Source organism: Neobacillus sp. KR4-4 (assembly GCF_042136325.1).
Taxonomy (GTDB): Bacteria; Bacillota; Bacilli; order Bacillales; family Cytobacillaceae; genus Neobacillus.
This window is the reverse complement of sequence record NZ_JBHHJU010000011.1, coordinates 40,653-66,873: the sequence shown is the minus strand read 5'-3', so window position 1 is coordinate 66,873 and position 26,221 is coordinate 40,653. Positions and strand designations below refer to the sequence as shown.

The 26,221-nt window shown below is 37.1% G+C and carries 16 protein-coding genes and 1 pseudogene; 2 read left to right on the top strand and 15 right to left on the bottom strand.

Annotation, left to right across the window (positions count from 1 at the left end):
* Positions 1-699 precede the first annotated feature (699 nt).
* Positions 700-3,891: an Ig-like domain-containing protein gene (locus ACE198_RS13160; RefSeq protein WP_375375844.1), complete on the top strand. Its 3,192-nt coding sequence runs from the start codon at positions 700-702 to the stop codon at positions 3,889-3,891.
* Positions 3,892-4,120: 229 nt separating this feature from the next.
* On the opposite strand, the gene ACE198_RS13155 is transcribed toward ACE198_RS13160, so the two are convergent.
* From ACE198_RS13155 to pdxR, 10 genes and pseudogenes are all read right to left on the bottom strand, one after another.
* A complete protein-coding gene (locus ACE198_RS13155; protein ID WP_375375843.1) occupies positions 4,121-4,756 on the bottom strand; it encodes an FMN-dependent NADH-azoreductase in 636 nt (211 codons plus the stop codon).
* A 195-nt stretch (positions 4,757-4,951) separates the two neighbouring features.
* Complete coding sequence (locus ACE198_RS13150; protein ID WP_375375842.1) at positions 4,952-5,092, bottom strand: FbpB family small basic protein; 141 nt, start codon at positions 5,090-5,092, stop codon at positions 4,952-4,954.
* 98 nt (positions 5,093-5,190) lie between these two features.
* Entirely contained in the window at positions 5,191-7,122 is a 1,932-nt protein-coding gene (locus tag ACE198_RS13145) for a XylR N-terminal domain-containing protein (protein WP_375375841.1), read from the bottom strand.
* Between the two features lie 196 nt (positions 7,123-7,318).
* Complete coding sequence (locus tag ACE198_RS13140; protein WP_375375840.1) at positions 7,319-8,245, bottom strand: LysR family transcriptional regulator; 927 nt, start codon at positions 8,243-8,245, stop codon at positions 7,319-7,321.
* Between the two features lie 434 nt (positions 8,246-8,679).
* The gene (locus tag ACE198_RS13135) at positions 8,680-12,291 is read right to left on the bottom strand and encodes a S8 family serine peptidase (protein ID WP_375375839.1); all 3,612 of its coding nucleotides are present in this window, start codon (positions 12,289-12,291) and stop codon (positions 8,680-8,682) included.
* 585 nt (positions 12,292-12,876) lie between these two features.
* Positions 12,877-13,142 (bottom strand): annotated as a pseudogene (locus ACE198_RS13130) (deoxyribose-phosphate aldolase); the annotation flags it as partial.
* A 7-nt stretch (positions 13,143-13,149) separates the two neighbouring features.
* The gene (locus ACE198_RS13125) at positions 13,150-13,968 is read right to left on the bottom strand and encodes a phosphatase PAP2 family protein (protein ID WP_375375838.1); all 819 of its coding nucleotides are present in this window, start codon (positions 13,966-13,968) and stop codon (positions 13,150-13,152) included.
* A gap of 168 nt (positions 13,969-14,136) precedes the next feature.
* Positions 14,137-14,913, bottom strand: a complete 777-nt coding sequence (locus tag ACE198_RS13120) for a cyclase family protein (RefSeq protein WP_375375837.1) — start codon at positions 14,911-14,913, stop codon at positions 14,137-14,139.
* Between the two features lie 52 nt (positions 14,914-14,965).
* Positions 14,966-16,105 (bottom strand): histidinol-phosphate transaminase, encoded by a 1,140-nt coding sequence (hisC, locus tag ACE198_RS13115; RefSeq protein ID WP_375375836.1) that lies wholly within the window; start codon positions 16,103-16,105, stop codon positions 14,966-14,968.
* Positions 16,106-16,370: 265 nt separating this feature from the next.
* Positions 16,371-17,801 carry a MocR-like pyridoxine biosynthesis transcription factor PdxR gene (gene pdxR / locus ACE198_RS13110; protein ID WP_375375835.1) on the bottom strand — a complete coding sequence of 477 codons (1,431 nt, stop codon included), beginning with the start codon at positions 17,799-17,801 and terminating at the stop codon, positions 16,371-16,373.
* A gap of 424 nt (positions 17,802-18,225) precedes the next feature.
* Here pdxR and deoC point away from each other — a divergent pair, with 424 nt between their 5' ends.
* Complete coding sequence (gene deoC, locus ACE198_RS13105; protein WP_375375834.1) at positions 18,226-18,891, top strand: deoxyribose-phosphate aldolase; 666 nt, start codon at positions 18,226-18,228, stop codon at positions 18,889-18,891.
* A gap of 284 nt (positions 18,892-19,175) precedes the next feature.
* On the opposite strand, the gene ACE198_RS13100 is transcribed toward deoC, so the two are convergent.
* From ACE198_RS13100 to ACE198_RS13080, 5 genes are all read right to left on the bottom strand, one after another.
* Positions 19,176-22,730 (bottom strand): S8 family peptidase, encoded by a 3,555-nt coding sequence (locus ACE198_RS13100; RefSeq protein ID WP_375375833.1) that lies wholly within the window; start codon positions 22,728-22,730, stop codon positions 19,176-19,178.
* Positions 22,731-23,045: 315 nt separating this feature from the next.
* A complete protein-coding gene (locus tag ACE198_RS13095) occupies positions 23,046-23,672 on the bottom strand; it encodes a TetR/AcrR family transcriptional regulator (RefSeq protein WP_375375832.1) in 627 nt (208 codons plus the stop codon).
* Positions 23,673-23,929: 257 nt separating this feature from the next.
* On the bottom strand, positions 23,930-24,409 hold the full coding sequence (locus ACE198_RS13090) for a carboxymuconolactone decarboxylase family protein (RefSeq protein ID WP_375375831.1): 480 nt from the start codon (positions 24,407-24,409) through the stop codon (positions 23,930-23,932).
* Positions 24,410-24,639: 230 nt separating this feature from the next.
* Positions 24,640-25,092, bottom strand: a complete 453-nt coding sequence (locus ACE198_RS13085) for a carboxymuconolactone decarboxylase family protein (protein ID WP_375375830.1) — start codon at positions 25,090-25,092, stop codon at positions 24,640-24,642.
* A gap of 431 nt (positions 25,093-25,523) precedes the next feature.
* Positions 25,524-26,003, bottom strand: a complete 480-nt coding sequence (locus ACE198_RS13080) for a carboxymuconolactone decarboxylase family protein (protein WP_375375829.1) — start codon at positions 26,001-26,003, stop codon at positions 25,524-25,526.
* Positions 26,004-26,221 lie beyond the last annotated feature (218 nt).

The window sequence follows — 26,221 nt, the reverse complement described above, 5'->3', positions numbered from 1 at the left end:
TTAATGTGAGTAATGAACGAATATTTTTACAATTTAAAGTATAGCAATTCCTTTTATTTTTTTTACAGACCAAATACCTTCCTTAATTAATGGTGAAAAATTAAGACTATTTGCCGTTCTAGCTCTAGTTTCTATGGCCTCTTCTCATATCCACTATAGAATTTGATGAATAAATCATATCAATCATTCATTTCTATGTAACCGCTCATTAAAGACTGAATTTTCATTGGATTTATATCTGAATCAGCCAAACAGATTAGATTAAAAGCCAAAAGAGTATGAAAATTTGCTTGAATTTTATTAATGATTTCACTGATTTTTGTATATTGAATGTTCAAAGCCCAAATAAGAAAAAAATTAAGACTGAATTTTAATTGGATTTATGTATGAATCGGTCGAAAGAGTGAACAAAAAGGTGCTTGGGCAATAAGATTTACTAGAATTTTATTAAGAATTCCACCTTTATTGGGCAGATTACGTGTTCAAAGTTATTTTTTTAAAAAAATATTTAGTTGTCAAGTAATTAGTCATAATTTAGTATTTGAATTGTGAAAATTATAAAAATTCTAATAAATTTTTCAATAAACTAGGTCATTGTGAAGGATGTGATCAATTGAAGAAATCTTGTATTAGTAGATTGATATTAACAGTCTGTATTTACAGGTTGATTAGTATAAAAAAATATTAGGAGGTTGACAAATGAGAACAAAGGTGAAAAAACGAATTACAGCTCTAACTCTCATCTTTACCGTAATCCTGTCTCTATTTAGTAATTTAGCTTCTGCCTCACCTGAAAAATCAGTAAAGGAGACAAAGGGACCGCCATCAAAGGAGATAGTGAAACTAATTCCAAGTGAATCGACAGTCTCGTTCTCTCTTTCTAAAGGCAAACACGAATTAAAGGCTGAAGCAGAGTATAAGGATGGTTCTAAAGCTGACGTTACAGCAAAAGGGAAATGGACTTCACAAGATGAGAATGTCGTAACTGTTGCTAGTGGAGTTCTAACTGCTGTGAATGCAGGGTCTACAAATGTACAATTCAGTCTTGGTAATGCGGTGTTAAACGTGGAAGTAAATATTATTCAGAATGCACGTAATTTAAGTCAAAATATCAATCCTTCAGAAGAGAAAAAAATTGTATCGCTCGTTTTAGCTGCAAATAACATTACCTACATAAAAGTAGGAGAAGAGCGTCCTATCGCTTTGAAAGCACTTTATAGCGATGGTTCGATGGAAGACGTCACTAAATTAGCAAAATGGGAATCGAGAGATCTGTCGATTGCAAATGTTGAAGGTGGCGTATTAAAAGGGATTTCACCAGGTGATGTTTCACTAAGAGTAACCTACTCATCTTTTCCACAGATAAACTTCTTTGCTTCTATACAAGATACTCCAGAAAATGTAACGTCGCTCAGGCTTTCTGCTGCCATGTTGAGGTTTGAAACCTCTGATAAGCCGGTTCAAGTAAATGCCAAAACATATTCCCAAGACGAGGTGAAAGAGGTTACTTCTTTAGGAAGGTGGACAACGACAGATCGTAATGTTGCCATCGTTAGTAAAGATGGTCAGATTACCCCAGTTGGGATAGGCCAAGCCTATATATATTTTAAATACGATAAATTGGTTGATGCTGTACTTGTTAATGTTGTTAAGCCTGTGAAGCTTGTAACCGATTCACCTGCTGTTGAAATTCATCCAGGTGAAATTTGGCCGGTTCAACTAACCGAAGTATTTACTAACGGAGTATCAGAAGGTGATTTGAGATTACTTGAAAATGTAAATCCAAAAGATGTGAAGTGGACTGTAGAAGATAACAGCATTGCAACGGTAACGGATTCAGGATCAATCATAGGAGCTAAAACGGGGAAAACCATTGTGACAGCTTCCTATCGACCAGATGTTCTTCCTCCAGTTAAAATGGAGGTTACTGTCACCAATAAGATTACTACTCCAAGAATTATGGGTGTGACAGCTTCTCCATCAAATCTCTCCATAGGTGTAGGTGAAGCAGCGCCTATTGCAATTACTGCGATTTACAGTGATGGGAGCACACAGGATGTCACTGGTTCCGTTGAATTTGTTACAGACGACTATGACCATGTAGCTTCCGTTCAGCAACAAAAGGTTATTGGTCAACACAATGGCGCAACCGTTTTGCATGCTTACTATGGTCGTCACAGTTTAGATATCCCAGTGGCAGTTACGGATAAAGACGATCAGAAGAAGGCTTCGATCCCTGAATCGATTTCTGTTACACCAAATATGAAAAATATGGTGGTCCATCAACAGCAGCAATTAGAGGTAAAAACGAGCTATACGAACCGATCTATGGTAAATACGACTCCATCTGCGGTTTATAAATCATCTAATCCTGATGTTCTTAAGGTTAATAAGGAAGGCCTACTTACTGCAGTAGGTACTGGTACAGCAATAGTTACCGTAAATAGCTCTGGTTATTCAAAGGAGATTCATATTGAGGTTTCAGAAAAGCCTTCTAAAGATGTCGTCAATAAGATTGTTAGTCTGATTCCTAGTGAAACTAACATCTCCTTTCGGTTAGCTGAGCACACGCATTCGTTTTCTGTAAAAGCAAAATATCAGGATGGTTCAACAGATGACGTCACTTCAGACTCGAGATTCACATCATTAGACCCGGATATTGTAAAGGTTAAGAATGGTGTTCTTACAGCGGTGGCACCAGGTACAACTCAGGTCCTTATCAACCAAGGAACGAGCACTGCAATCTTGAATGTTTCCATCCATTCTGAAAATGATGCATCTATTGAGGATTTAAAAATTGAGTCATTGCTTGTATCATCATTAGATGTTGTCGTTCAAAAAGAAAAGCTCTATCCCGTACATGTGTTCGCCCAATACAATGATGGGACTCAAAAAGAAATTACGAAGTCAATCCAGTGGATTTCAGCGGATCCTACTATTGTTGGTGTTACAGACGGGAAAGTTACTGGAAAGAAAATTGGAAAAACCACAGTTAGTGGAACAATTGCAGGTCTCCCTCCTGTTAAAATTTCAGTAAAAGTGACAGAAAAAGCAGGACCAGTTAATATTATTGGAATCACCCTAAACAGCTTGGTGCTATTACAGCCTGAGGCAGGAGCTCCTGTAGATGTTGACGCCACTGCGGAATATACAGATCATAATATGGCTCAGGTTGATTTAGAGGGAAAGTGGGAATCTACCGATGAGAATGTAGCAACTGTTGACAAAAACGGGGTCATTACATGGGTCGGCCCTGGTAAAGCATACATCTATTTCTATTTTGAAGGTGGGGTTGCAACTGTTTTTGTAAGAAACATTAAGCCTGTAGATTTAGTTCCATTTAACAAAAGTGACAATAAGATGTTAGAACCAAATGACAATGTGATGTTAAAGCCTAATAAGTCGAAGGACATTTCTATAATTGCATACTTTGGTGGTGTAGGAAGACATAATTGTGATTGTTATGATGTTACTAGCCTGATAGAATGGGATGTAGCAGACGAATCGATAGCAACGATATCTGCTGATGGACATATCACCGCCCATGCAGTTGGAAAAACAACGATCACTGCTACTATTTTTGGTATGTCAACGACATTTAATGTTGAAATCGTAGAAAAGTATCCTACATTTACTTTTGGGATCGTCTCTTCGCCGGGTTATATCGTAAATTCGCCAGGCTCATTAAGTGACTTAGTCATTAATGCTGTATCTAGCGATGGAAGGGTAAAAGACATTACGGCTGATGTCACAATGAATACGTCTAGTTCGGAAGTAGCTGAAGTGACCGCTGATCATAAGATTGCAACGAAATCAGAGGGAGCAGCTGTGATATTTGCGGAATATGACGGATTTAATATAATTATTCCAGTTATTGTTAAGCCAAATTAAATAATGTCCATTTCGAGTGATTGATGATGGGATAAATTCTCCAGAAATATTCAATTTGAAAATCCAGCGAATTTTGGTTTGGCAAGAAAAAATATAGTTGTAAAAAAATCTTGAGCTATTTCCCTTTGGAAATGGCTCCTTTCTTTGCCTATTATTTAGTTTCATTTTGTTGTAATGAGTATTAAAAAGATAGACCCAAAATTAGGTCTATCTCTTTGTCTATAATAAGTTAGAAAGTATGAGCAAGATCTTTAGCCCGGGCAATAGCATTTTCTTTTATTTCCAGTGCTTTATCTGGCATTGCATTATGTCCTTCTACAAATAGACCTTCAAAGGCCGGAATCCCAAAGAAACTCATCATTACACTTAGATAACGATGTCCCATTTCCATTTGAGCTGCGGGACCTTCAGAATAAACTCCACCGCGCGCTTGAATGTGCAATGCTTTTTTATCTTTTAGTAATCCAATAGGGCCGTTTTCTGTATATTTGAAAGTTTTTCCGGCTACAGAAACTGAATCAAGATAAGCCTTCATAACTGGAGGGAATGAAAAGTTCCAAAGGGGTGTACCAAAAACATATTTATCTGCAGCTACAAATTGGTCACTTAACTCACCTAAACGGCTAACTTTTGCCTTTTCTTCGCCATTAAGTTCATCAAACGATTGTCCAGATTGAAGTTTTCTCCATCCGCTAAATACATCGGCGTCAATCTGTGGAATGTTTTCTTTATACAAGTCAATATGGATGATTTCATCACTTGGATTAACTTCCTTATAAGAATCAATAAATGCTTTCCCAACCGCCATACTATACGATTGTGTTTCATTGTGTGGGTGTGCTGTAATGTACAATACTTTTGTCATTTTTCACCATTCCTTTTGTGTAATTTGATTATCTTAATTTGAATCAAAAATTAATGAAATAGTAATGAATTTAACAAACCTTGATTTCAATTATTATTAATTCGAGATAATCACATAAAATAATTTGCTGTAATCAAGAAAATTGTGGGCGTTATAGTTCACCTCCTTTAGGTACCGGTATGCATTAGATCCATATTATTTTTGCTTATATCGATCTATTTCATGACGTTGGTCAATACGTTTTTCAATTCTTTCTATTTCCTTGTTATTGTTAAGAAGTTCATTTTTGTTTTTCTGTACTAATTCTATAAATGATATTTTTTTCTTATTACGCATGATAATTCCTCCTGATTTATTTGTTTCGTTTTAGTAATTATTAGACTGGAATGTCTTCATTTTTATTTTTATTGGAATTCTTCATTACCGTGTCCATTTTATACTTCTAATAGATTAATCGTTCCATTAGCATTCAGAATCCTTAAAGCAAGTTGAAGATTAAATTTTTGATCTGCATGATTAAAATCAATTTCACCGATATCTTTTAATCTCTGCACTCTATATTTCAACCCACTTAGCGAAACATTCAGTTCCTTTGATGTTTTTTGAAGATTGCATTCGTTTGCAAGAAAGATGTGAAGAGTAGAGATGAGTGTCATTCCACCGCTCTCTTCATCATATTTGAGAAGCTTTTCAAGCATTCTAGTTGCATAGGTAAGAAGTTGTTCTTGAGCAGAGCCTGCATATAGTAAGTCAAATATGTTTATCTCCTCTACTAAAAATACTTCACCTGTACGTCCTAAGCGAGTCATAACCTTCATCATGTTTGAACATTCTTCAAATAAAGCCTGAAGTACATCAATGGACAAGGACTCACGACTAATACAAATGGAAGTTTTAATATTTTCAAATAATTGCTGTTCGCGGTCTTGAAGTATTTTTGCTATCTCTCGGAAAACTAATCCATTGGGATCTGAAGGACCCAAAAGGATAATCTCCCCTCTTCGCTCTACAATTAAAGCACCCTTAGGAGAAGAATGGAAATTGGTTCGAATAATATTTAACAATTCATTACGAAGATTCAAACGCAGATCTTGATTTTCTATCAAGTCATTACTGTTTCCCTGTTGTATCATTTTCACAAGCATAAATCGGTGTGGATTTCCAAAATCATATCCCATAAAATATGCTCGCTTAACTAATTGTTCAATAGGGGTTGTACCGGATAACAATTCTTCAAGAAATTCACCTTTTAATTTATGTTCGGTATTCAATGCAGTTTTTTCTTTCAATAAATCTACTGCCATAACAGAAGCAGCGCGCTCGGTAATCATTTTTCTTAATTCTATATCTGTTCCTTCATTATGAATGACGGATAAATATCCCATAATCTCATCGCCATGAACAATCGGCGCAATGGTCCTGTTAAGAAACATCGATTCATCCGAGACGATAAAATCCTTGGCACATTTTTCCTCATCTAACTGTCTAAGCTTCAAGAAAAATTCAGAAGAAAGATCCTTATCCGGTTTGATGAGGTATGGATCTATACCTGAATTTCCCTTGTTTGGCAGCCACCAAGAAAGTGGACGAAAAAATTTATCTTGAACAATTACAATTGAATTAAGCATTTGCCCAATTTTATCCACTACTGCTTGCCTGCTCTGCCCTGAAAGATCCATTCGGTTTAGCTGTTCATGTATGTCCATAATTCGTTGTAACATCGTATGCTGTTTTTGAATATGCCGATGTGCCTCATCTAATTCTTCGGCAATTTTGGTATCCCCATAATAAGACAGTTCATGTTCAATATCTTTTCCCCACTCTCCAACAGTTCTTCCAACAAACCGGCACTCAGTATCTCCACGGGCAACACAAGACACTTCTTTATAATATATTTTCCGTCCGAAAATCCCTGTTGAGACCCCACTTGCATATCCAGTTAATATCCAGCACACTGGATCTTTGACTAAACCGAAATGTTTAATGTGTTGATCTACTTCATAAGAATTTATCCAAACACCTTCCATATAAAACTTATTTTGTTCATAATCCACACTAAGACCTTGTAAATCAACTTGAACAACGCCTTCTTGCATATGAAAAATTGGAGCTTGTTGATGGAGGAATTCAAGCGACGCATTTGGAAAAAGGTTTTTTATTGAAATTGAATCTTTATATCCGCATTCCCATCCATAACGAAGGAGGAACGCCTTTGCTCTTTCCCGCCCTAATGTAGAAATAAGGTCACGACTAAGCATTCCTAATGCTTCGGCATTCATCAGAATAAAACGTTCCCCTTTAAACCTAATTTGGCCTGGATGAAATTCTATGTCTGATTTATTCAGTGAAGTTAGTACTTGCTCCATATTCTCCCGCCTTGTTAGAGGATTATAGTTATTGTGACAGTCTTAAAATTTTTTCCATGAATCATTAGAGTATTTTTTTTTTGACAATGGAAGTGGTCAAAAGGATTCCATTTCTCCAATTCTATATGTACTACTTTCAAATTATTAATGAATTAACAGTTTACTATTTAACCAAACTTTATGCAGGATTTTATTCTCAAGCTATGGGTACCTGTGTTTCTTTATACCTCTCCTCTAATGCCTTATTCTCATTTATAAAGTTCACTAATATTTCGATAAATCCTTTTGCAGCCGTTCCAATATATTTTTGTTTATGGTGGACAATAGACACTTCCTTGATGATATCTGGATTTGTCATTTTGATAGCCTTTAATCCCCCTGTATTTTCCAGGGAAAAGAGTGTACCAGATAAAATGGAAGCCCCTATCCCTTCCTCAACTAGATCCAATATCATCTTTGAATCGGTTGATTCAATGATAGGTTGGAGGACAATCCCTGCAGATAGACACGCATCCGTAAGTAATTTCCTAAAACAATGATCTATTGGATTTAATATTAGTGGAATATTCTGAATTTCATAAAACTCAATTTCGTCCCTGGCAGACCAAGCATGGTCCGTTCGCGCGACAAAATAGAATCCATCCTTGTATAAAGGAATTTGGACAAAACCCTCCTCTGGTCTTGGCATAAAAGTTAGAGCCAAATCAATTTCGTTTTGTTTTACCTTTTCTATCGGGTCATCTATTGAGAAAAACTGGATCTGAACGTGTGGGAACACTTCATGAAACTTTAATAAAACCTTGGAGGCTATAAGACTTAGGTCACCGGAAAGTGCCCCTATCACTAATTTCCCTCTTTTCACCTTTTGCAGCTCTTCTATTTGTTCCGTGGCAAATTTTAAATTTTCAAACACTTTTTTGCATTGTTGAAGGAGGATTTCACCGGCTTCCGTGATCGCTAATTTTTTACCTAAACGATCAAATAAACGAACACCCAGTTCATCCTCTAGCGCTTTCATTTGATAACTTAAGGTAGGTTGACCAATTCTTAGTTTTTCAGCCGTCTTTGTAAAATGCAGCTCTTCACATAGGGTCATGAAGTATTCTAATTGTCTTAATTCCAAGATTTTTTACCCCTTTGCTTATATAGAATTGTACTATTCGTCTATCTATCTCAATTTCATCCTGATAAGTAGGCGAGTTTAAAAAGCAATCCTTTATTGCTTATACAATTCTTGGTTAATCCCACTCCCATTCTTCTCAAAGATCTTAATTCGAAGAGGTTCTACAAATAAAACGAGTTAAAGGGAAATTTTGTGACATATGAACTCCTTAAATTTGTACGATCATTTCCTGTTACATTCTTATTAGGTATTGCAATTTTGGAACGATAGGCCTTTTCCACCGCTTTATCTATCGAAAAAAACTGGATTTGAACCGCATAACCATCCCATGATAATGATAAGCGACAGCTCACGCATTTGTATGGATGGTGAACTGTCACTCCTACTTTCATAATTTTCAAGCTATTTCAATAAATTTCTCGATTGACAAAAATTTATTTGCCTTGACCTTGAATAGTTGGAATCGCATTCCCCTTGACTTTAACCATAGCTTTTTTGGGATGCGTATGATCCTTAGGTGTTTCAATCACAGATCCTGAAATCTCATTGTTCATGACTGCTCGAATCATCATGTTACCATATTGTGGATCCGTATTGTGTGCCCAAGTTCCATTATACAGAAACCAATTTCGGTCATGGAAAGGGCTATTTTGATCACTTTTGAGACTTGGTATTGTACGGGAGGCAGCAGTGTCAGGCTGTATATAGACTAGATAGAAATCTTCCGTGACAAAAATGTTTTTATCCGCTAAATCGACATGAGTCCATTCCCCATCAGTCCGGGCAACTGCTTCAAACGGACCGGCGATTTTTTTACCAGGAGCTCCGTTAGCACCGGTTGAATCATAAACGGCTACTTGAAATCTAGTCCCCCCGTAAGGATATTCTGTATTCACTTTAAAGAGTCCGCCTGTCAGCCAAGATTTCATGACTCCTTCTTCCAATGACATTCTAATCGCAAAGCCATTATTAGCATCGTTCCAATACCATGATTCTTCCGAAGTTCCATCATCATAGCCAATTTCTCCAGGAGTTCCCAAAAATCTTTCCAATTCAACATTCTGTTTGATTTTCTTTTTCGGCTGGAGTGTAATGGAGTAATCATGATAAACATAATCTTTCTTGAACACATGTAACGTATAGGTACCTTCATAGGCTGTAAGTGTAAATCTTCCATTACTATCCGTTTTCACAGGAGTAATGGCGGCATCCTCTACTAAAGTGATGGTAGCATCTGATAGTGGTTTCCCTGTCGATTGATCCTTGACGACCCCTTTTACAGTACCTTTCCCTAAGGGTTGAAGATTAAAGTTTGCTTCGACGGTCCCTTCTTTTGGAATTGAAACTGCTTGGTCTTTGGAATGAAAACCATATGCCTCAGCTCGGAGAGTGAATTCCCCTGCATAATGCGATATGGAGAACCTTCCATTTGCAGGATTAGTTGCAACTGAGTATCCAGAGTCTACTAGCGTTACCGTTGCACCCATTGGCAATACATCCGGATGACTAGAAGTATTCTCAACCAATGTAGCTGTCGGAGCTAATAAATTAGTATACGATAGTTCTTTTGTATGAATTTCTCCCGTTGTCCTTTTCACCTTACTACCCACTAGTGGTTTGTCTGTTAAGGATATATCATCCAAGTACCAGCCATCATAAGTTCTTGTTTCAAATCCTGTTTGTTTTGTAAACATATAGAAGCTGATATAAATTCGCTTTCCAGCATATGCCGAAAGATCTACTTCTTCATCAATCCATCCATCAGTAGTATACTCAATTGGTATCCCATTTTCACCATATTTAGTGGCCTCCGTTCTTGTCACTAATTCCCAGTTTTTGCGGTCGGTAGAGACAAGGACTGCTCCAAAATCGATTGAACGATCGATACCCTCTGGACTAAAGTCATACCACTGTTTAAACTGCAGGTACGAATTACCACTTTCTGGTATGTCGATCGGAGGCATATGGAGATACGATAACGTTTCAAATATACCGTCATATTCACGGGGGATTTCTTTACTATAGTATACGTTTTTTCCTGAGAAAGCCTGGCCAGGACCTGCTTCTGGGCTGCCCCATTTCCAATTGTTTTTTAATCCTTCTGAATACCAGCCTTCAGGAACAGCTTCTAAATCTTGATAATAACCAATTGTAATCGCAGGCTTAACTTCTACCTTAAACTCCGGAGAAGTTACTTGATTTTGTGCAAAATCGACCATTTTCCATTTATACGTAAACGTACCCATCTCTTTCTTTACATCATTACCTGGAACTACAGCTTGATACGTCCCTTTCCTAAAATCACCAGCTGTTCTCGATGCTTTTACCGTCTTCCATTGTTGACCAGCTAAATACTGAATTTCTACAGTCTCTACACTGATGTTGTCTTGCACTTCCACTGTTAATGGCAGCACTACCCGGTCGTATACAAAATCTGGAGAGGTATGCTGATAGGTTGGATTTGTTTTATCTTTTCCATCATATACGACTGAACCTTCAATTTTCCCAAATCCATTATTAATAGTTTTTATTGCATTGTAGGCGTTAACAAGTCCATGTCCATACCCATGGTTAGGGGACGACGGAAATTCTGTGTCTGTCAATGGGATGGCCGATTTGAACAGTATTTCCTCAATTTGGTCAATTGAGTAGGATACACTTGCTTGCTTTAACAACGCTACTACTCCCGAAATATGAGGTGCTGCCATTGATGTACCACTCATCAGTTCATAGTTATTGGAAGGTATGGCTGAGCGGATATTGACACCTGGTGCTGAAATATCTGGTTTTAATTCGTCATATGGTGCTGGTCCACGGGAAGAGAACCACGCTAAGGCATTGTGATCATCTGTTGCTGCAACTGCAAAAGAATCTGGATAGTTTGCAGGAAAGGAAACCCATCCTTCCCCGTTAGAACCGAGATTGCCAGCTGCAAATACCGGGAAGATATTGGCAGCTCTCCAATTTTGAACCATGGGGCGATACCATTCATCTAGTCCAGGACCACCTCCCCAGGAGTTGTTTACGACATCCGGGGCTAGTTCGGGATGCGGATTACCTTCAGCATCTTTTGGTGCCAAGATCCACTCTCCGGCTTCAAGAAAATCGACATCATAACCAATACCCTCACCAGATAATGCTTTAACCGCAATCCATCTTGCACCAGGTGCAACACCAATTTGGTTATTCCCATCAGGCTCAGAGCCGACCATAGTACCAACCGTATGTGTACCATGGTTATTATCATCATACGGAGTTTCTTTTCCTCCGATGGCATCAAACCAATTAAATTGATGATCTGGTTGATTTGGATTGGATGGATTGTATCCTCGGTATTTTTCTATTAAGGCAGGATGGTCCCACTGAACACCTGTATCAATACTAGCTACCACAATTCCTGCTCCATCGATTCCCATATCCCATACCTGAGGGGCTCCGACTTTTTCAACTCCCCATGCAACCGTTGACGAATTTAGATTGGTCGTTTTTACCTTAGGTTGGATCGGTGTGATTATTTGCCGCGTTTCATTTGGAAGAATTTTTGCTACCTCCGGGAATGCTTCCAATTTGTCCATTACAGCCTTGGTTGCTGTCACCGCTATCGCATTCACAACATAGAACGATTGGATGCTTTCAACTTCTCCTTTTTGCTTTGCTTTCTCAAGATAGTCCATTACTTCTGTCTGAGTTTCCATTGCAGTATTTCTTAAGGACGTAACTACAGTAGAACGAACTTGAAGTTCTGTTTTTGCTGCAGTTAGTTTCTGTTTTTTCGCTTTTTCTACTGCTTCCTTTGCTACTTTCGTTGTATCAACCTGATCTTCAAACTTTAATAGGAATGTAATCTGATCCTGATCCTTAAATTGTTTAATAAGTTTAGAATCTACCTTATTTTCAATAGATGTGTTTTTAATTGCCGATATTGGCTTACTCTTTATAGAACCTCCCTGTGCTACTGCAATATTGGGAAGAACAAGGCTGATAAAGAGAATAAAAGACACTAGTAAACTTAAAGAAAAATGCAACCTACTTATTCTTTTTCTCAAAATGGGGTGAACTCCTCTCATCTTTTTATTGGATAACCCATAGCCTTCGAAGTTGCAGGGTTAATACAACTTTTTTACTAAAAAAAATAAACCTCCTTTGAATTTTTTGAAGGTTAACACAATAGTAAAAGTATTCCGAATTATTAACAATACAACATTTTCGATTGAATTGATTAAGAAATTAGATAAAAAAACTGATTATATAAAACATTAACTTAATGGATCTTTTATTCCTTCTTACAGTAGGAAGACGAAGAAAAAGCATATACAAATCTTAACTATAAACTCCACAATTTTACCTCCTCTATTTGTAAAAAAGCCATTTTCTATAGCTAGAAAATGACTTTTATTTTATGATAGAAAATGTATTTTCTCCACTCTATGTTCTCTTGATTCTCTTTGTTAACTATTAATTTAAAAACATCCGGTCTTGAATAACTGCAACTCTTACACTTTCATTTATCATATACATGACCTCCTAATCGGTCCCAAGTTTTAACGATTGGGTAATATATATAGATTCATATTAAAATTTCATTTATTATCCAAATATCTCAACCGCAGGACTAGACCTGTCCCTATTGCTCCGGCTTTAGCAGCAATTTCGCATGCACATACTTTTTCATTAGTAGTTAATAAACATACTTCAATAATTACTTTAACTAAAGCCTTCCCTTTTGCAGCGGCTACAACAGACCGTATATCTTTTTCAACAAGTTCCTCGATTTTATCTTATAATGCTCCAATATTTAACACTGTATCTACTTCTTTAGATAGGTTTTCAATAGCATTTATGGCCTTAATCCCTTTGTCTTAGGTGTACTTACTCCTAAAGGGAATCCTAAAACAGTATTAAGATTAGTGTCCCGTTTCTCCTGTAGACTGTTGATGTTCTTTAAAATACAAAGGAGCATGATCATCCTTTAAACCTTCGATAATATCTTCAGAGATTTGTTTACCTAGTTTTCTACCAGCTATATTATCAGAATCAAAATGTACACCTGCAAGTTTTCTAGACAGTTCAGATTCTATTGCCATTGCAATAAATGTATCTTTTTCGTCAGGAAAGATATAGGACAGAACCGTGCACGCTGCCCATCCTGTTGTCGCATGGGCAGAAGGATAGGAAGGATGAGCTGGTACAGTAAAATTTTCAATTAATTTTAGATTTGGATCAAGATGTGTTGGTCTTGGTCGAAGATAAAGATACTTTTCATGGAAAGCTGCTACAGAGGCCGTATATATGGCACCACTAACAATATGGTTAACTCTGGCAGCTTCCGGTGGTGCAAGATTGTATTTTTTTAAGATTTCTTCAGTAACAGCTGTCCACCGTGTATTAGGTCCAGTTATTTCTCCAGCCCAACGATTAATAATTTTTATGTCTTCTTCCGTTCGATTTTCTGCCAATTGACGTAACTCTTCCAAGTCTTTTTTGGTAATGTCAGAATCATTCGCCGGTGGTGGTTCTAATGAATAGTTTCTTCCATCTGGAAAATCTATAGCTTTCCATTCACCTGCAGTTGGAGCTGCGGGATTGTCATGCTTCCAGCCCAACCCCTGTTCATCTTCAGATATATCTTCTTTTTTATTCACTTCTTTTAGGTTTTCTGTATTACATCCAACTATTAATAGAATCAAACATATTAAACTAGAAAATAATAGTGTTTTTTTCAAGTTCAGATCCTCCCCAGAAATAAAATACATATTATAGTATTTCTAGTAACTGAGTAAAAATTGCTCATCCAAGAAATATTCATGTACTAGGAATTAAAATAAACATTCTCTAAATGTCGAAACAAGACTTTCCATTCTCAACAATAAATGTAAAAAATTTTATGTTCATTATCCTTCATCAAATATGGCAACAGGTCGAGCCCAGCCTGCACTGGCGCCTTTTATCTTTACCGGAAAAACAGCCACTCTAAACCCAAATCTTTTCGGAAGTAATTGTAAGTTTGCTAGTTTTTCAATTTGACAGTACTCGGCTTCTTTTCCTACATAATGAGCAGCCCAAAGGACACCGTCGGACGGGTTACTTTTATAGTCAGCTGCTTGGTTATACAGTGGGATATCCCATCCCCAACCGTCGGTTCCCATAACCTTAATTCCTTTACTGATCAGCCATCTAGTGGCCTCCGCCGAAACTCCGGCATGGATCGCTGCATAATTTTCCTGATAGTATGTTTTATCCGCATCTGTCCGGACCAGGATGATATCGTATGGCTCCAGTTGATAATCTATTTCTTCTAATTGTCTTTCAAAGTCTTCCACTTGAATCTCATATCCTGCAGGCTTTCCGCTAAAATCAAACAAGACCCCATTACCGTAGAACCATTCCAGAGGTAGTTCATCAATGGTTCTGGAAGGTTTACCTGCTGTTTTAGCAGAATAGTGCCAAGGTGCATCCACATGTGTGCAAGTATGAGTGGTTAAGGTAACGGTTTCAGTCGCCCATGCTGCACTATCAGGAAAATCACTAGGTTTCAAGCCTAAAAAATGTGCCGCCTGCCGTGCTCCTTGTTCATGCGATTCATAGATGATTTCGGGCGGAAAAGGCTCCTTTGCTTGGTTGTCCAACGGAACACTTAAATCAATAATTCGTAACTTCGCTCGGTTCAATTGTAAAAACCCCCATCTTATTCTTATAGGTCTTTAAAAATTAAAGTTCTCATCATTTTTGCTCTTCTTTAACGTTATATAACTGAAGTTTTAAAAGGATAGAACTAATTTCTTCTATTAATATATGATTTTCTTCTGTAGTTCCAATCGATATACGGATATGTTCCGGCAATCCCCAAGTATCACCATAACGAACGATTACACCGTGAGCTAGAAGTTGTTGATAAATTTCCTTTGCATTCTTCCCTAAGTAAACTAGTATGAAATTACTCATGCTCTCAGTAAAACGCAATTCTAGCTCTGTAAATGCTTTATATAACTGTTCCCGTCCTTCAGTATTTACTTTTATTGACTCCTCTAAATGTTCTTGGTCACGAATCGCTGCAGTGGCTGCAACTTGTGCGATACTATTGACATTAAACGGCTCTTTTACATGTACGATACTTTGAATAATACTTTCTGGTGCCGCACCAAAACCTACTCTCAAACCAGCAAGTCCATATATTTTTGAAAAGGTTTGTAAAACGATAATTGGATAACCAGAACGTACATACTCTAAACCATCTGTGTAATCCTTGTTAGTTGCATAATGGCTATAGGCACTATCAAAAACTACTAAAATATGATTTGGCAATGATTGAAGCAGTTGTTCTAACATATTTTTCGGAAAATAGGTACCTGTCGGATTATTTGGGGAACATATATAAACCAATTTGGTTCGATCTGTAACAGCCGATAAAATCATATCTAAATTAAATTGGTACTCATGATCCAGAGGAACTGGTACAACTTTTGCCCCCATCAGGTGTGCACCGAAATCATATTCACTAAAGGATGGAGAAGGGACAATAATTTCATCATCTGGTTCAAGATAGGTTTCTGAGATTAAGGTTATTAATTCATCTGCCCCATTGGTAACAATTAACTGCTCAGCAGTCAGGGATAGTTTAGAAGCAATCGCTGTCTTCAACTCGACTGCATGTGCATCAGGGTAACGATTAAATTCGCAAAGACTATTTGAGATTATTTCAAGGGCAATCGGTGACGGTCCAATTGGATTTTCGTTTGAAGCCAATTTAATCACTCTTGTCAATCCTAATTCTCTTTGAACTTCCCATAGGGGTTTTCCTGGGGTATAGGGTACGATATGATTTAATGCTTTCCGATGCTTAATCAGATTGATTTTATCCATTTTCCTTTTCTCCAATCGAATTAAAATATATAGTGAATTGAAATAAAGTAACTATATGGTGAAGAGAATTGTGAATCAAATTACACATTAAAGAATCATTTTCCATATGAGTAGACCATTTAATAAAATCCACTACTCCATAATATAGGACTTAGAAAATTTATAACCCTCCAATCTTATACTTTTTTAACCATCCATTATTACTCAATGTAAAAAAGAACCATGATCAAAATCATGATTCCTAGTAAAATCGTGGTTAATCTTTTTAAAGAGAATTTAGTGCATCTGCAAATCTTTTTATTCCTTCATGAATGGATTCCTCATCTTCCCTTGCGAACGTAAAACGGACATATCCCTTTTTGGATCCCATCGTATAGCCTGGAACATATATGACTCCTCTTTTAATCGATTCTTCCAATAATTGTATTTCATTAAAATCCTTTTTAACCTTGCACCATATATGGATGCCTCCCTCTGGAATAGCAAATTCAATTTGATCCTTTAAATAAAAATCAAGACTGGTGACAATTTGATCCCTTCGTTTTTTTAACTCTTTCACCAATCTTTTAATATGTAAATGGAAACTATCCGATTCCAGAAAATCATTTGCAATCCATTGAGTAAAGCTAGCATGTCCAAAGTCTATTTGTTGTTTTGCATCGGATAATCTTTCAATTACAGGCTTCGGTCCAATAATCCAGCCAATTCGCAACCCTGAAGCAACAATCTTTGATAAAGAACTAATATATAAGACATTTCCATTAACATCCATCGATTTTAGAGTGGTAACTTCTTCTCCTCTGAAAGAGGTTAAACTATATGGATCATCTTCCACTACAGGAATCCCATGTTCTGACGATATATCTAGTATAGCTTTCCCCTTTTTCTCCCTAATTAAAGTCCCTGTGGGATTTTGAAAAGAAGGGTTTAAGAATATCATTTTAATTCGATGTTTCTTATGTAGATCCAATAATTCATTTGGATTTATTCCATCCTTTTCTACTGATAAATAATATGGTTTTATCCCGGCAGTTTTGAAAATTGGGAGATTAAAGCTATAGGATGGGTCTTCTATTGCTACTGCATCACCTGGCTTTAATAGACATTGAACCACTAAATGAAGAGCCTGTTGTGCTCCAGATGTAATTAATATAGAAGAAGGATCTGTTTCAATTCTCCGAAGTAGCTTAACATGATTCGTAATGGTTTCCCTGAGTATCACGTTTCCCTGTGGATGATCATAACCTAAGCTTCCAATGAATGATCTTGTATTTGTAATCCATCTTAAGGAATCCAAAGGAAAAAGATCTTCTGATAATTCACCGCTAGCTAAATTAATGAGTTTATGTTCTACCGCTTCTTTTCGTATCCTTTGAGTTACAGGTAAATTGGGTAAAAACGACCCTGCCTCAATATACCGGTTCCAGCTTGGAATACGTTTCTTCGTAATCCCCCAGATATCCTTGCTTATCGTTGTCCCACTACCTCTATTTCTTTGAATCAATCCGTTTGATTCCAGCTCATCATACGCGGACACTACTGTACTTCGGTTTACATTTAGTTCTTTAGCTAAGGATCGTTCTGATGGTAAGGGTTTATCCGGCGGGAATGTACCATTCGCAATACCATTTTCAAAATACTCAGCAAGCTGCTTATAAATAGCCTTTTTAGCCTTTCGATCTGGTTTCCAGTCCATTTACTACCTCCTTTTTATTTTTTTATATCATATATTATTTTTCTCTTTGTTTTTTTTAGTCCAACTGACAGTCATAAAAAAATACCTTTAAGCCTCCTACATGATGTGTTTCAAATTTCGGCAACATAAGTCTAATAGAAATGTACTATCTTCCCTCCTATAATAGAGAGCATTTCAGAAAAATAACCATCCATTTTTATAATATTTTAACCATCCACTATTTTAAAGAATACCACAAGCCCAAAAAACATAGATAGAATCTGGTAGAAATGAAAATGGAAGTGAATTGTATGAAATGTGACGATTTATCGAAATATAAAATAAGCCTATACATAAGTGATTTTCTTGTTATAATCGTAACGAATATTGTTGTTGGTCGTCTGACAACTATTATTCCTATTTATTTTGAAAGGGGCTGTTTCATTTGAAATATGCAAATTTAATTGATAATACATTATTAAAGGCGGACACAAAAAAAGAAGCGATTGTAAAGTTATGTGAAGATGCAAAGCAATTTGGTTTTGCCTCTGTATGTGTAAATCCTACATGGGTAAGCTTATCAGCGGAACTTTTGCGCGATTCGGATGTAAATGTGTGTACGGTTATAGGGTTTCCATTAGGAGCGAATACCCCTGAAACAAAAGCGTTTGAGGCCAAAAATGCAATTGAGCATGGAGCGACGGAAGTCGATACAGTAATCAATATCGGGGCATTGAAAGATAAAAATGATGAACTGGTAGAGCAAGATATTCGTGTGGTTATAGATGCTGCAAAAGGAAAAGCATTAGTTAAGGTAATTATAGAGGCGAGCTTATTAACACAAGAAGAAAAAGTTCGAGCATGTGAATTAGCGGTAAAAGCGGGAGCTGATTATGTCAAAACATCAACTGGCTTTTCTTTGCATGGGGCAACAGTCGAGGATGTAGCATTAATGAGAAAAGCTGTAGGCCCAGACATTGGAGTAAAAGCTTCCGGCGGTGTACGTGATCTTAAGGATTTGGAAGCCATGGTAGAGGCGGGTGCAACAAGAATTGGTTCAAGCTCAAGTGTTGCCTTATTCACTGGTAAAGAAGACTCTACTGGTTATTAATAAAAACAAAGAGGTATGTTTTACGGTTAAAAAGTGACTGATATGATACATGTTAATAGTGATTATAAAGAAGTCCTCGTGGCTGAACACGAGGATTTCTTTTAAAGATTACCATGGACGATAATTAGCATTTTCTCCATAATTCGATCTATTTTTTTTTAAGAAATATAACCCCCCTCGACCCAATCGTCATGTACTCTTGGGCTGGTATAACCCCCAAAACTCTAATGAAATCCTGGCATACAAAAAAGCTGTCGAAAATAGCCGACAGCTTCAAGACCGCATTATTTTACTGTTAATTTATACGGCAATGCACTTGCATTTCCATTTTGTTCTTCTACTTTCATGTAGTAGGTTCCTTTTTTGAGAGCAGCTTGTAGAATTTCGTAGTCAGCTTTGTCATAGTAATCAGATTTTGCGATTTGTGTTCCTTTTGAGTCGTAGACTGTCACGGTTCCGTCAAAGTCAAATGGTACTTCTAGCTTGATAGTGCGTTTACCGTTCTCCTTTTGAATGAATTTGTAATAGTCGGTATCACCTTTTCCTTCAGTCATGTTAATGTAACCAGATCGTGTATATTCCCCATTAGAGCTTTCTAAGGTAACAGGTTTAGAAGGAACATTATTTTTCATTACAGATTCAGCATCCTCATCATTCTCCGGTGCTTTTTTTACAGTAAACGTATAGGGAAAAAGTGTTGTAACCATTTTATTGAAGTTTAGAATCTTAAAGAAGTAGCCTCTGCCATTTTCAGCACGGAATGAGCCGATTTCTGGTTGATTTTCATAGCCGAATTCAACTATACGCAGGTTCCCTTCTTCTTCTTCTTCTAGTTTTCCATTGCCATTTGTATCTTCGTATATAAGAAGCGTGGAATCTAAAGGTTGTTTCAATACATCTTGCGCGCTACTGTATTCTTCAGGGAGAGGATCTGGTTGAACAATGGCACTGTATACATCTGTTTCATCTGGTTTGAAATAGAAGGTATCGATATCTCCGATTGACGATAGGTTTCCTATAATTGGATCAGTAGATATTGTCTTTGCTGTTTTAAACGTGTCATTGTCTTCGTATGCATCATTAGCGTTGCTATATGCTGGTGAAATCTTGAACTCATATGGTTCAAAGTTAGGTCTGAATATTGCATCTGACATACGGAAAAAGTAGGTTTCACCTTTTTTTAAACCAAAATATAATGGATTCATCCCTTTAAGTTCTGATTCAGCAGCAAGAGCGTTCTCATCCACACTTTGATAAATCTGATCGATATCGTTCGTTTTTTCATTGTACTTAAAGATAAGGACCATTGGAACATTGTAGCCTTCTTTGTTCGTAAAATTCATTTCAAATACAGAGTTTTCAGTTGGAGTCACTTTAATCCAATCTTCATCATTACTGTACTGGATGTAGCCTTTTCGGGTTGTTCCTATTTCATATGGAATAGGAACATCTTTGATAAGATCATAATATGAAGAAATTGCTCCGTCATGGGAAAAGTCTAGGTTTGTGAATTTCCTATTAATTCCTTCCTTTTTTGCAAGATATTCCTCAATTTTTCCTTCTGCCAATGCATTTTTCGTTACGGTTTCCTTCGAGGATTCAGGGAAATGATCCTCATCTTCAGGTTGTGATGTTATTCCAAAGGAAACTTGATATGGATTTTGAGATGAATAGTTTCTACTAAAATCAATTTCTTTTCCAATAAAGATCTCATAATCACTTAGGGACGGTTTATTCGTCACTTCCACCATGTATTCCGAACCTGGAAGAACCGTAGTGGACATCGACTCTGACTTACCATACCCTTTGGTGTTTAATTGATCAATGACATTGGTGTTTTCGACGGTTGTACCATCTTCATTTACATCAGAATTAATCATATGAAGCTTAAGCGATGGGTCCATACCCGCTACGGCTGATACATTAATTTTCATTACTTTTGCTGGATCACCTGCAATACCAGGAACCTTAAATCGATAAAAATCAGAATCTCCCGGAATAGGCTGCTCTTTACGTTCCGCTGGTGATGCTGATAATAACTCATCTGTATAATAATTTGAAAGCGATGTTGTAGATGGAAGTGAACCCAGTACGACCGGTTTTTCCATTGTATTTCCATCATCATTTAGCTGATCCTTGCGGCTTACTTTCAGAGTATATTTTGAATTACCTGTTTCACCATATTGCCCAAACGAATCTTTTACGGCTAATACTACGGTTCCTTTTTTTGGAGCTTTGTATAAGGAACCTTCCTGTTTTCCTGCAGCTCCGTCATTGACTTCGATCGAATACTCCGAATTATTTTCGCCTTCGGGATAGAATTTAAGCTCATATTTCAAATCATATTGACTTGCTCCTTGAAGATTTACTTGGACATTTTGATCTTTTTCAACAGTAACCTTGTAATAGTCTGTTTGTTCGATCCTTTCCAAGCTGCCTTCTACCGTTGTTTCCGAAATTTCTGTCGTAACAGGCAAATTAATTGCTTTTTCTAAAATCTGATCTGCTGAGACAACAGACTGGGCAGGAATCTTTTTAGGATCAAAGGAAAGCATCTTTACAAGGTCAATCATCCCATAACCATATTTAGTATCATATCCTTTTTCTCCGAAATCTCTCGCTGTATGAGTTAAGATATAGCTTACTTGATAAGGTGTAAGGTCAGGATACTTTGATAATAATAGGGAAACAGCCCCAGTAACCATAGGTGATGCCATTGACGTACCGCTCATTTTTACAAACGAAGAGCCTTTTTCAAATGAATAAACAGACGAATAAATATTATTTCCAGGTGCTGTTACATCGACAGACGGGCCGTATGTAGAGAAATGAGTTAAGGCATCTTCCTCATTTGTAGCTCCAACGCTAATGACGCCATCATAGGAAGCAGGATAATTTATATGTTCAAAACCGTCATTACCTGCTGCAGCCACAATAACGATTCCACTATCAACGGCCTTTTTCACCGCATCTCTCAAGATCGGAGAGGACTGCCAGGAACCTAAGCTCATATTCATGACATCTACATTTTGACGAATTGCTTCTAAAATACCTTCAGCTATGACATAGTCCGTTCCATACGGCGATCTGTTAAAAACGTCAATGGAAACAATTTCAGAGTTTGGTGCGATTCCGTACCCACCGAGTTCATTGTTTTTCTCGGCAGCAATGATCCCAGATACATGGGTACCATGAGAGTCAGGCGCTCCCTTTTTCATAGGATCCATTGCATTATAATTGACAACAATTTTATTGGTTAATTCAGGATGATTGGCATCAATTCCCGTATCAATAACTGCGACGCGAACTTTATTTGTCCCGGCGATTTTTTGTGCTTGTTCAACGTTAAGATTATTGAGATGATACATATCCGACGCTTTTAGATCTGGTGTTGGTAATATATTAGACGCTTTTAAATTTGGTGTTACTAGTTTTTTTATGAGAGCACTTTTTGAAATAGAAGTTACCTTTGATAACTTTGCATAAGCTCTTGCAATATCTTCGAGCTTTGCCCCGCTTTGTACCTCTATCACATCATAGCCTAAAGATGATATTCTTTTTAATAGTTTCCCTCCAGCTTCATTATGTTCGCTTTCAGTAATCGGTGAGGAGTAGTGAATCACAAGTTGGTTTTCAGAAAATTGCTTTTGGACATTATCAAGTATAGAAGCTGACTTCGCATTCATTTTGTTTCCAACATGTTCTAGACGCTCTAATATAGGCCTATGATCTCCCGGAATCTTTGTGATAGCAAGTGAAGCGGTTGGTGGCAGTGCAGAAAAAAGTAGAGTTGCAGACAAGCTAAGTGCTGCTAAGCTATTGATCTTTTTCTTCTTCAAATCAGTTCCCCCTTGATTTTTATAGGCTTTTAAAATTCGGAAAGCGTTGTGTACCCTTCTCCTTATTTGTAAACCTCATTTTTTTATATTAATCAGCCTGTAAATACAGCCTGATTAATATCAATCTCCTAATATTTAATTTCCTTTTGTAAACCCAATATTAAATTGTGTTTTCTATTCTTCTTTACGTAAAATTGTAAGACCAGTCTTAATGTTATAAATGTTCAGAAAAATAAACAATACAAGATTTTAAATGATGATGATTGATATTTTAAATGATAAAAATTTGCAGGAATCAAATTTTCCAAAATGCTTTTAAGAGTGATAATGATTCAACTCCGCATGCTGTGGCGAATTAAATATCCTCCACTGTTTCACTAAACAGTCTAAAATTATGGTCATTTCCTGAGGCGATTTTTCCATCCCACTATCGAGCCAATGCTGGATTACACCAAGGTGAGCGGCGCTGATATATGCAAGCGAATAGTCCACTGGTACCGGCATTTCCTCATCTTTTAGTTCTTCCGCTATTTTCCGGATGAAGGCTTTCTTAATCAATTCCTTTATTTTGACCTGAAAGGACGGATCTCCTTTTGGCCCTAAAATGACCTTCATATAACTCGAATTTTCCTGAAAGTATTCGCACAGCTTCATGATAATAGGGAAGGGTTCGTCTTGATTTGTATAGCTTACCGCCTTCTGTGATTTGATTGCATATACAATATCCTGAATTCCTTTAATAATCACTTCTTCACTTTGCTCCAACAAATCATATTTATCTCGGAAATGTAAATAAAATGTGCCGCGATGAATACTCGCCTTTTCCGTTAAATCGCTGACCGTAATTCCTTCAAACCCTTTTTCCTCCATCAACTCGGTGAGAGCATCCCAGATCATCCGTTTTGTTCGTAGAATCCTCCGGTCTGCCGTTTTTTCTGCCATTTTGCTGTCCTCCAAAAATTTTTTTTAAATGAACACTGGTAATCATTTCTGTTTAATACCTGACATTCAATCGCCTATTGTTAATTTCCAGAACTAATAGTCCTATTAAAATGAACAGCACGTATTTAAAAATAAATATCAGAAAAACAGAAAAACCCATATCCCTAGAGATACCGGTTTTTCTGTATTATTGATTAACGATAATCTTTTAGTCTTGCCGTTCAAAAGGTCTATGTTATATTTGGCTCATATCACACTTAGCTTAGGCCAGCTTTTGTTAATCCATAAGCTTGGTCAGCTGTTCCTGGTGCCGTTTTAAAAGCAACATTAACACGGTTCCAAGCATTAATGGTCATAATTGAGAAGGTAAGATCTGATAACTCTTTTTCTGAAAATTGACCACGAATACGGTCATAAAGGTCATCCGATACACCATGCTCAGGCAGCTTTGTCAAAATCTCTGTCCATGCTAGTGCCGCACGCTCACGTGGACTAAATAGTGTTGATTCACGCCAAATTGGAGTGTGGTAAAGACGCAGCTCTCTCTCACCATGGATTTTAGCTTCTTTAACGTGCATATCTAAGCAAAAACCACATCCATTCATTTGTGAAGCTCTGATGTGAACTAAATGACGGATTGATTCTTCAATTGAACTTTCCTTCTCTTGCATGCTAAGTCCCATCAACTTTTTAAAAAATTCTGGTGATTCTTTCATATAATTAATACGTTCAGTCATAGTTGGTATACCTTCCTTTTCCTTTTAATTGTATTCAATGAGAGCAAACAGTAAAGATCATTACCGAATTAAAAGTTGCTGATCCGGCTGTCATCTTCACCTACATTTGCCTTCAAATATATAACGACTAAATGACTCATTCTGTGACAAGTAGTCAATTAGAATTTGTTTGGTTCATCACATTCAAGGGGATTCTTTACGTTTTTTTAGGTGTTAATAGCGAAGTTATACTAATGCCGCATCTGACGTCCCGTTTCAGTCTTGAAGCCGATGTTTATGCGGTCCCAACCATTTACCGAAACGACCAAGAAACTAAGGTCGGAGATTTCTTTTTCAGAAAACTGAGATCGAACACTGTCATACACGTCTTCAGGTACGCCTTGATTAGGCAGTTTAGTCAGAATTTCGGTCCATGTCAGTGCGGCCCTTTCTCGCGGAGTAAACAGAGTCGATTCCCGCCATGATGCAATATGAGAGAGGCGTACCTCGCTCTCGCCATGAATCTTTGCCTGCTTGACGTGCATATCTAGACAAAAGCCGCACTCATTTATTTGTGAAGCCCTGATCGAAACGAGATCGATTATTTTCTCTTCAATTGAGCTTACACTTATGGCATTGGTGAAGGCCAAAAACTTTTTGAAAAGTTCTGGTGATTGCTGAGCGAAATTTACTCGTTGTGTCATAACAGTACCTCTCCTAACTGAATATATTGACAAATGTTCTCAATTGATAATACGAAACAAATGCTAAATCTGAAGCAACAAAGAGTCCGGTCGATGTATTAAATCATCAATTAATATCCGTTAAAATCAATACTTTCATCTGTATTCCGCTCTTCAAACTTGTAACACATATGCCAGCTATATGAAATCATTTGACAAGCAATAAGCTCCCAAACTCTTGAAGGCTGTCAACACGGATAACCGAAGCTAAGTATGAACAAGTACACCGTCATCCACCCCGGAATTAGAATACGGAAATTTTCTTGCAGCTTTTTAAAGCACGGGGTCCTACATAGCAAGGAATGGTCGGACTGAAGTTCCGTCATTGACAACCTTAGTTTATACAGCTTAGTTTCCGGTTATGCCAATGTCATATTTGGCTCATATCACTCTTAGCTTAGGCCAGCTTTTGTTAATCCATAGGCTTGGTCAGCTGTTCCTGGTTCCGTTTTAAAAGCAACATTAACACGGTTCCAAGCATTAATGGCCATAATTGAGAAGGTAAGATCTGATAACTCTTTTTCTGAAAATTGACCACGAACACGGTCATAAAGGTCATCCGGTACACCATGCTCAGGCAGCTTTGTCAAAATCTCTGTCCATGCTAGTGCCGCACGCTCACGTGGACTAAATAGTGTTGATTCACGCCAAATTGGAGTGTGGTAAAGACGCAGCTCTCTCTCTCCATGGATTTTAGCTTCTTTAACGTGCATATCTAAGCAAAAACCACATCCATTCATTTGTGAAGCTCTGATGTGAACTAAATGACGGATGGATTCTTCAATTGAACTTTCCTTCTCTTGCATGCTGAGTCCCATCAACTTATTTAAAAATTCTGGTGATTCTTTCATATAATTAATACGTTCAGTCATAGTTGGTATACCTCTCTTTTCCTTTTTAATTGTATTCAATGAGAGCAAACAGTAAAGATCATTACCGAATTAAAAGTTGCTGATCCGGCTGTCATCTTCACCTACATTTGCCTTCAAATATATAACGACTATATGAATCATTCTGTGACAAGTAGTCAATTAGAATTAGATTGGTTCGTTCTCATTCAATAATTATCCCTACTCTTTCCTTCTATTTA

Coding starts and splice junctions, on each gene's coding strand:
- ACE198_RS13160 (WP_375375844.1), top strand. CDS start 700: ATGAGAACAAAGGTGAAAAAACGAATTACAGCTCTAACTCTCATCTTT.
- ACE198_RS13155 (WP_375375843.1), bottom strand. CDS start 4,756: ATGACAAAAGTATTGTACATTACAGCACACCCACACAATGAAACACAA.
- ACE198_RS13150 (WP_375375842.1), bottom strand. CDS start 5,092: ATGCGTAATAAGAAAAAAATATCATTTATAGAATTAGTACAGAAAAAC.
- ACE198_RS13145 (WP_375375841.1), bottom strand. CDS start 7,122: ATGGAGCAAGTACTAACTTCACTGAATAAATCAGACATAGAATTTCAT.
- hisC (WP_375375836.1), bottom strand. CDS start 16,105: ATGGATAAAATCAATCTGATTAAGCATCGGAAAGCATTAAATCATATC.
- pdxR (WP_375375835.1), bottom strand. CDS start 17,801: ATGGACTGGAAACCAGATCGAAAGGCTAAAAAGGCTATTTATAAGCAG.
- ACE198_RS13095 (WP_375375832.1), bottom strand. CDS start 23,672: ATGGCAGAAAAAACGGCAGACCGGAGGATTCTACGAACAAAACGGATG.
- ACE198_RS13090 (WP_375375831.1), bottom strand. CDS start 24,409: ATGACTGAACGTATTAATTATATGAAAGAATCACCAGAATTTTTTAAA.
- ACE198_RS13085 (WP_375375830.1), bottom strand. CDS start 25,092: ATGACACAACGAGTAAATTTCGCTCAGCAATCACCAGAACTTTTCAAA.
- ACE198_RS13080 (WP_375375829.1), bottom strand. CDS start 26,003: ATGACTGAACGTATTAATTATATGAAAGAATCACCAGAATTTTTAAAT.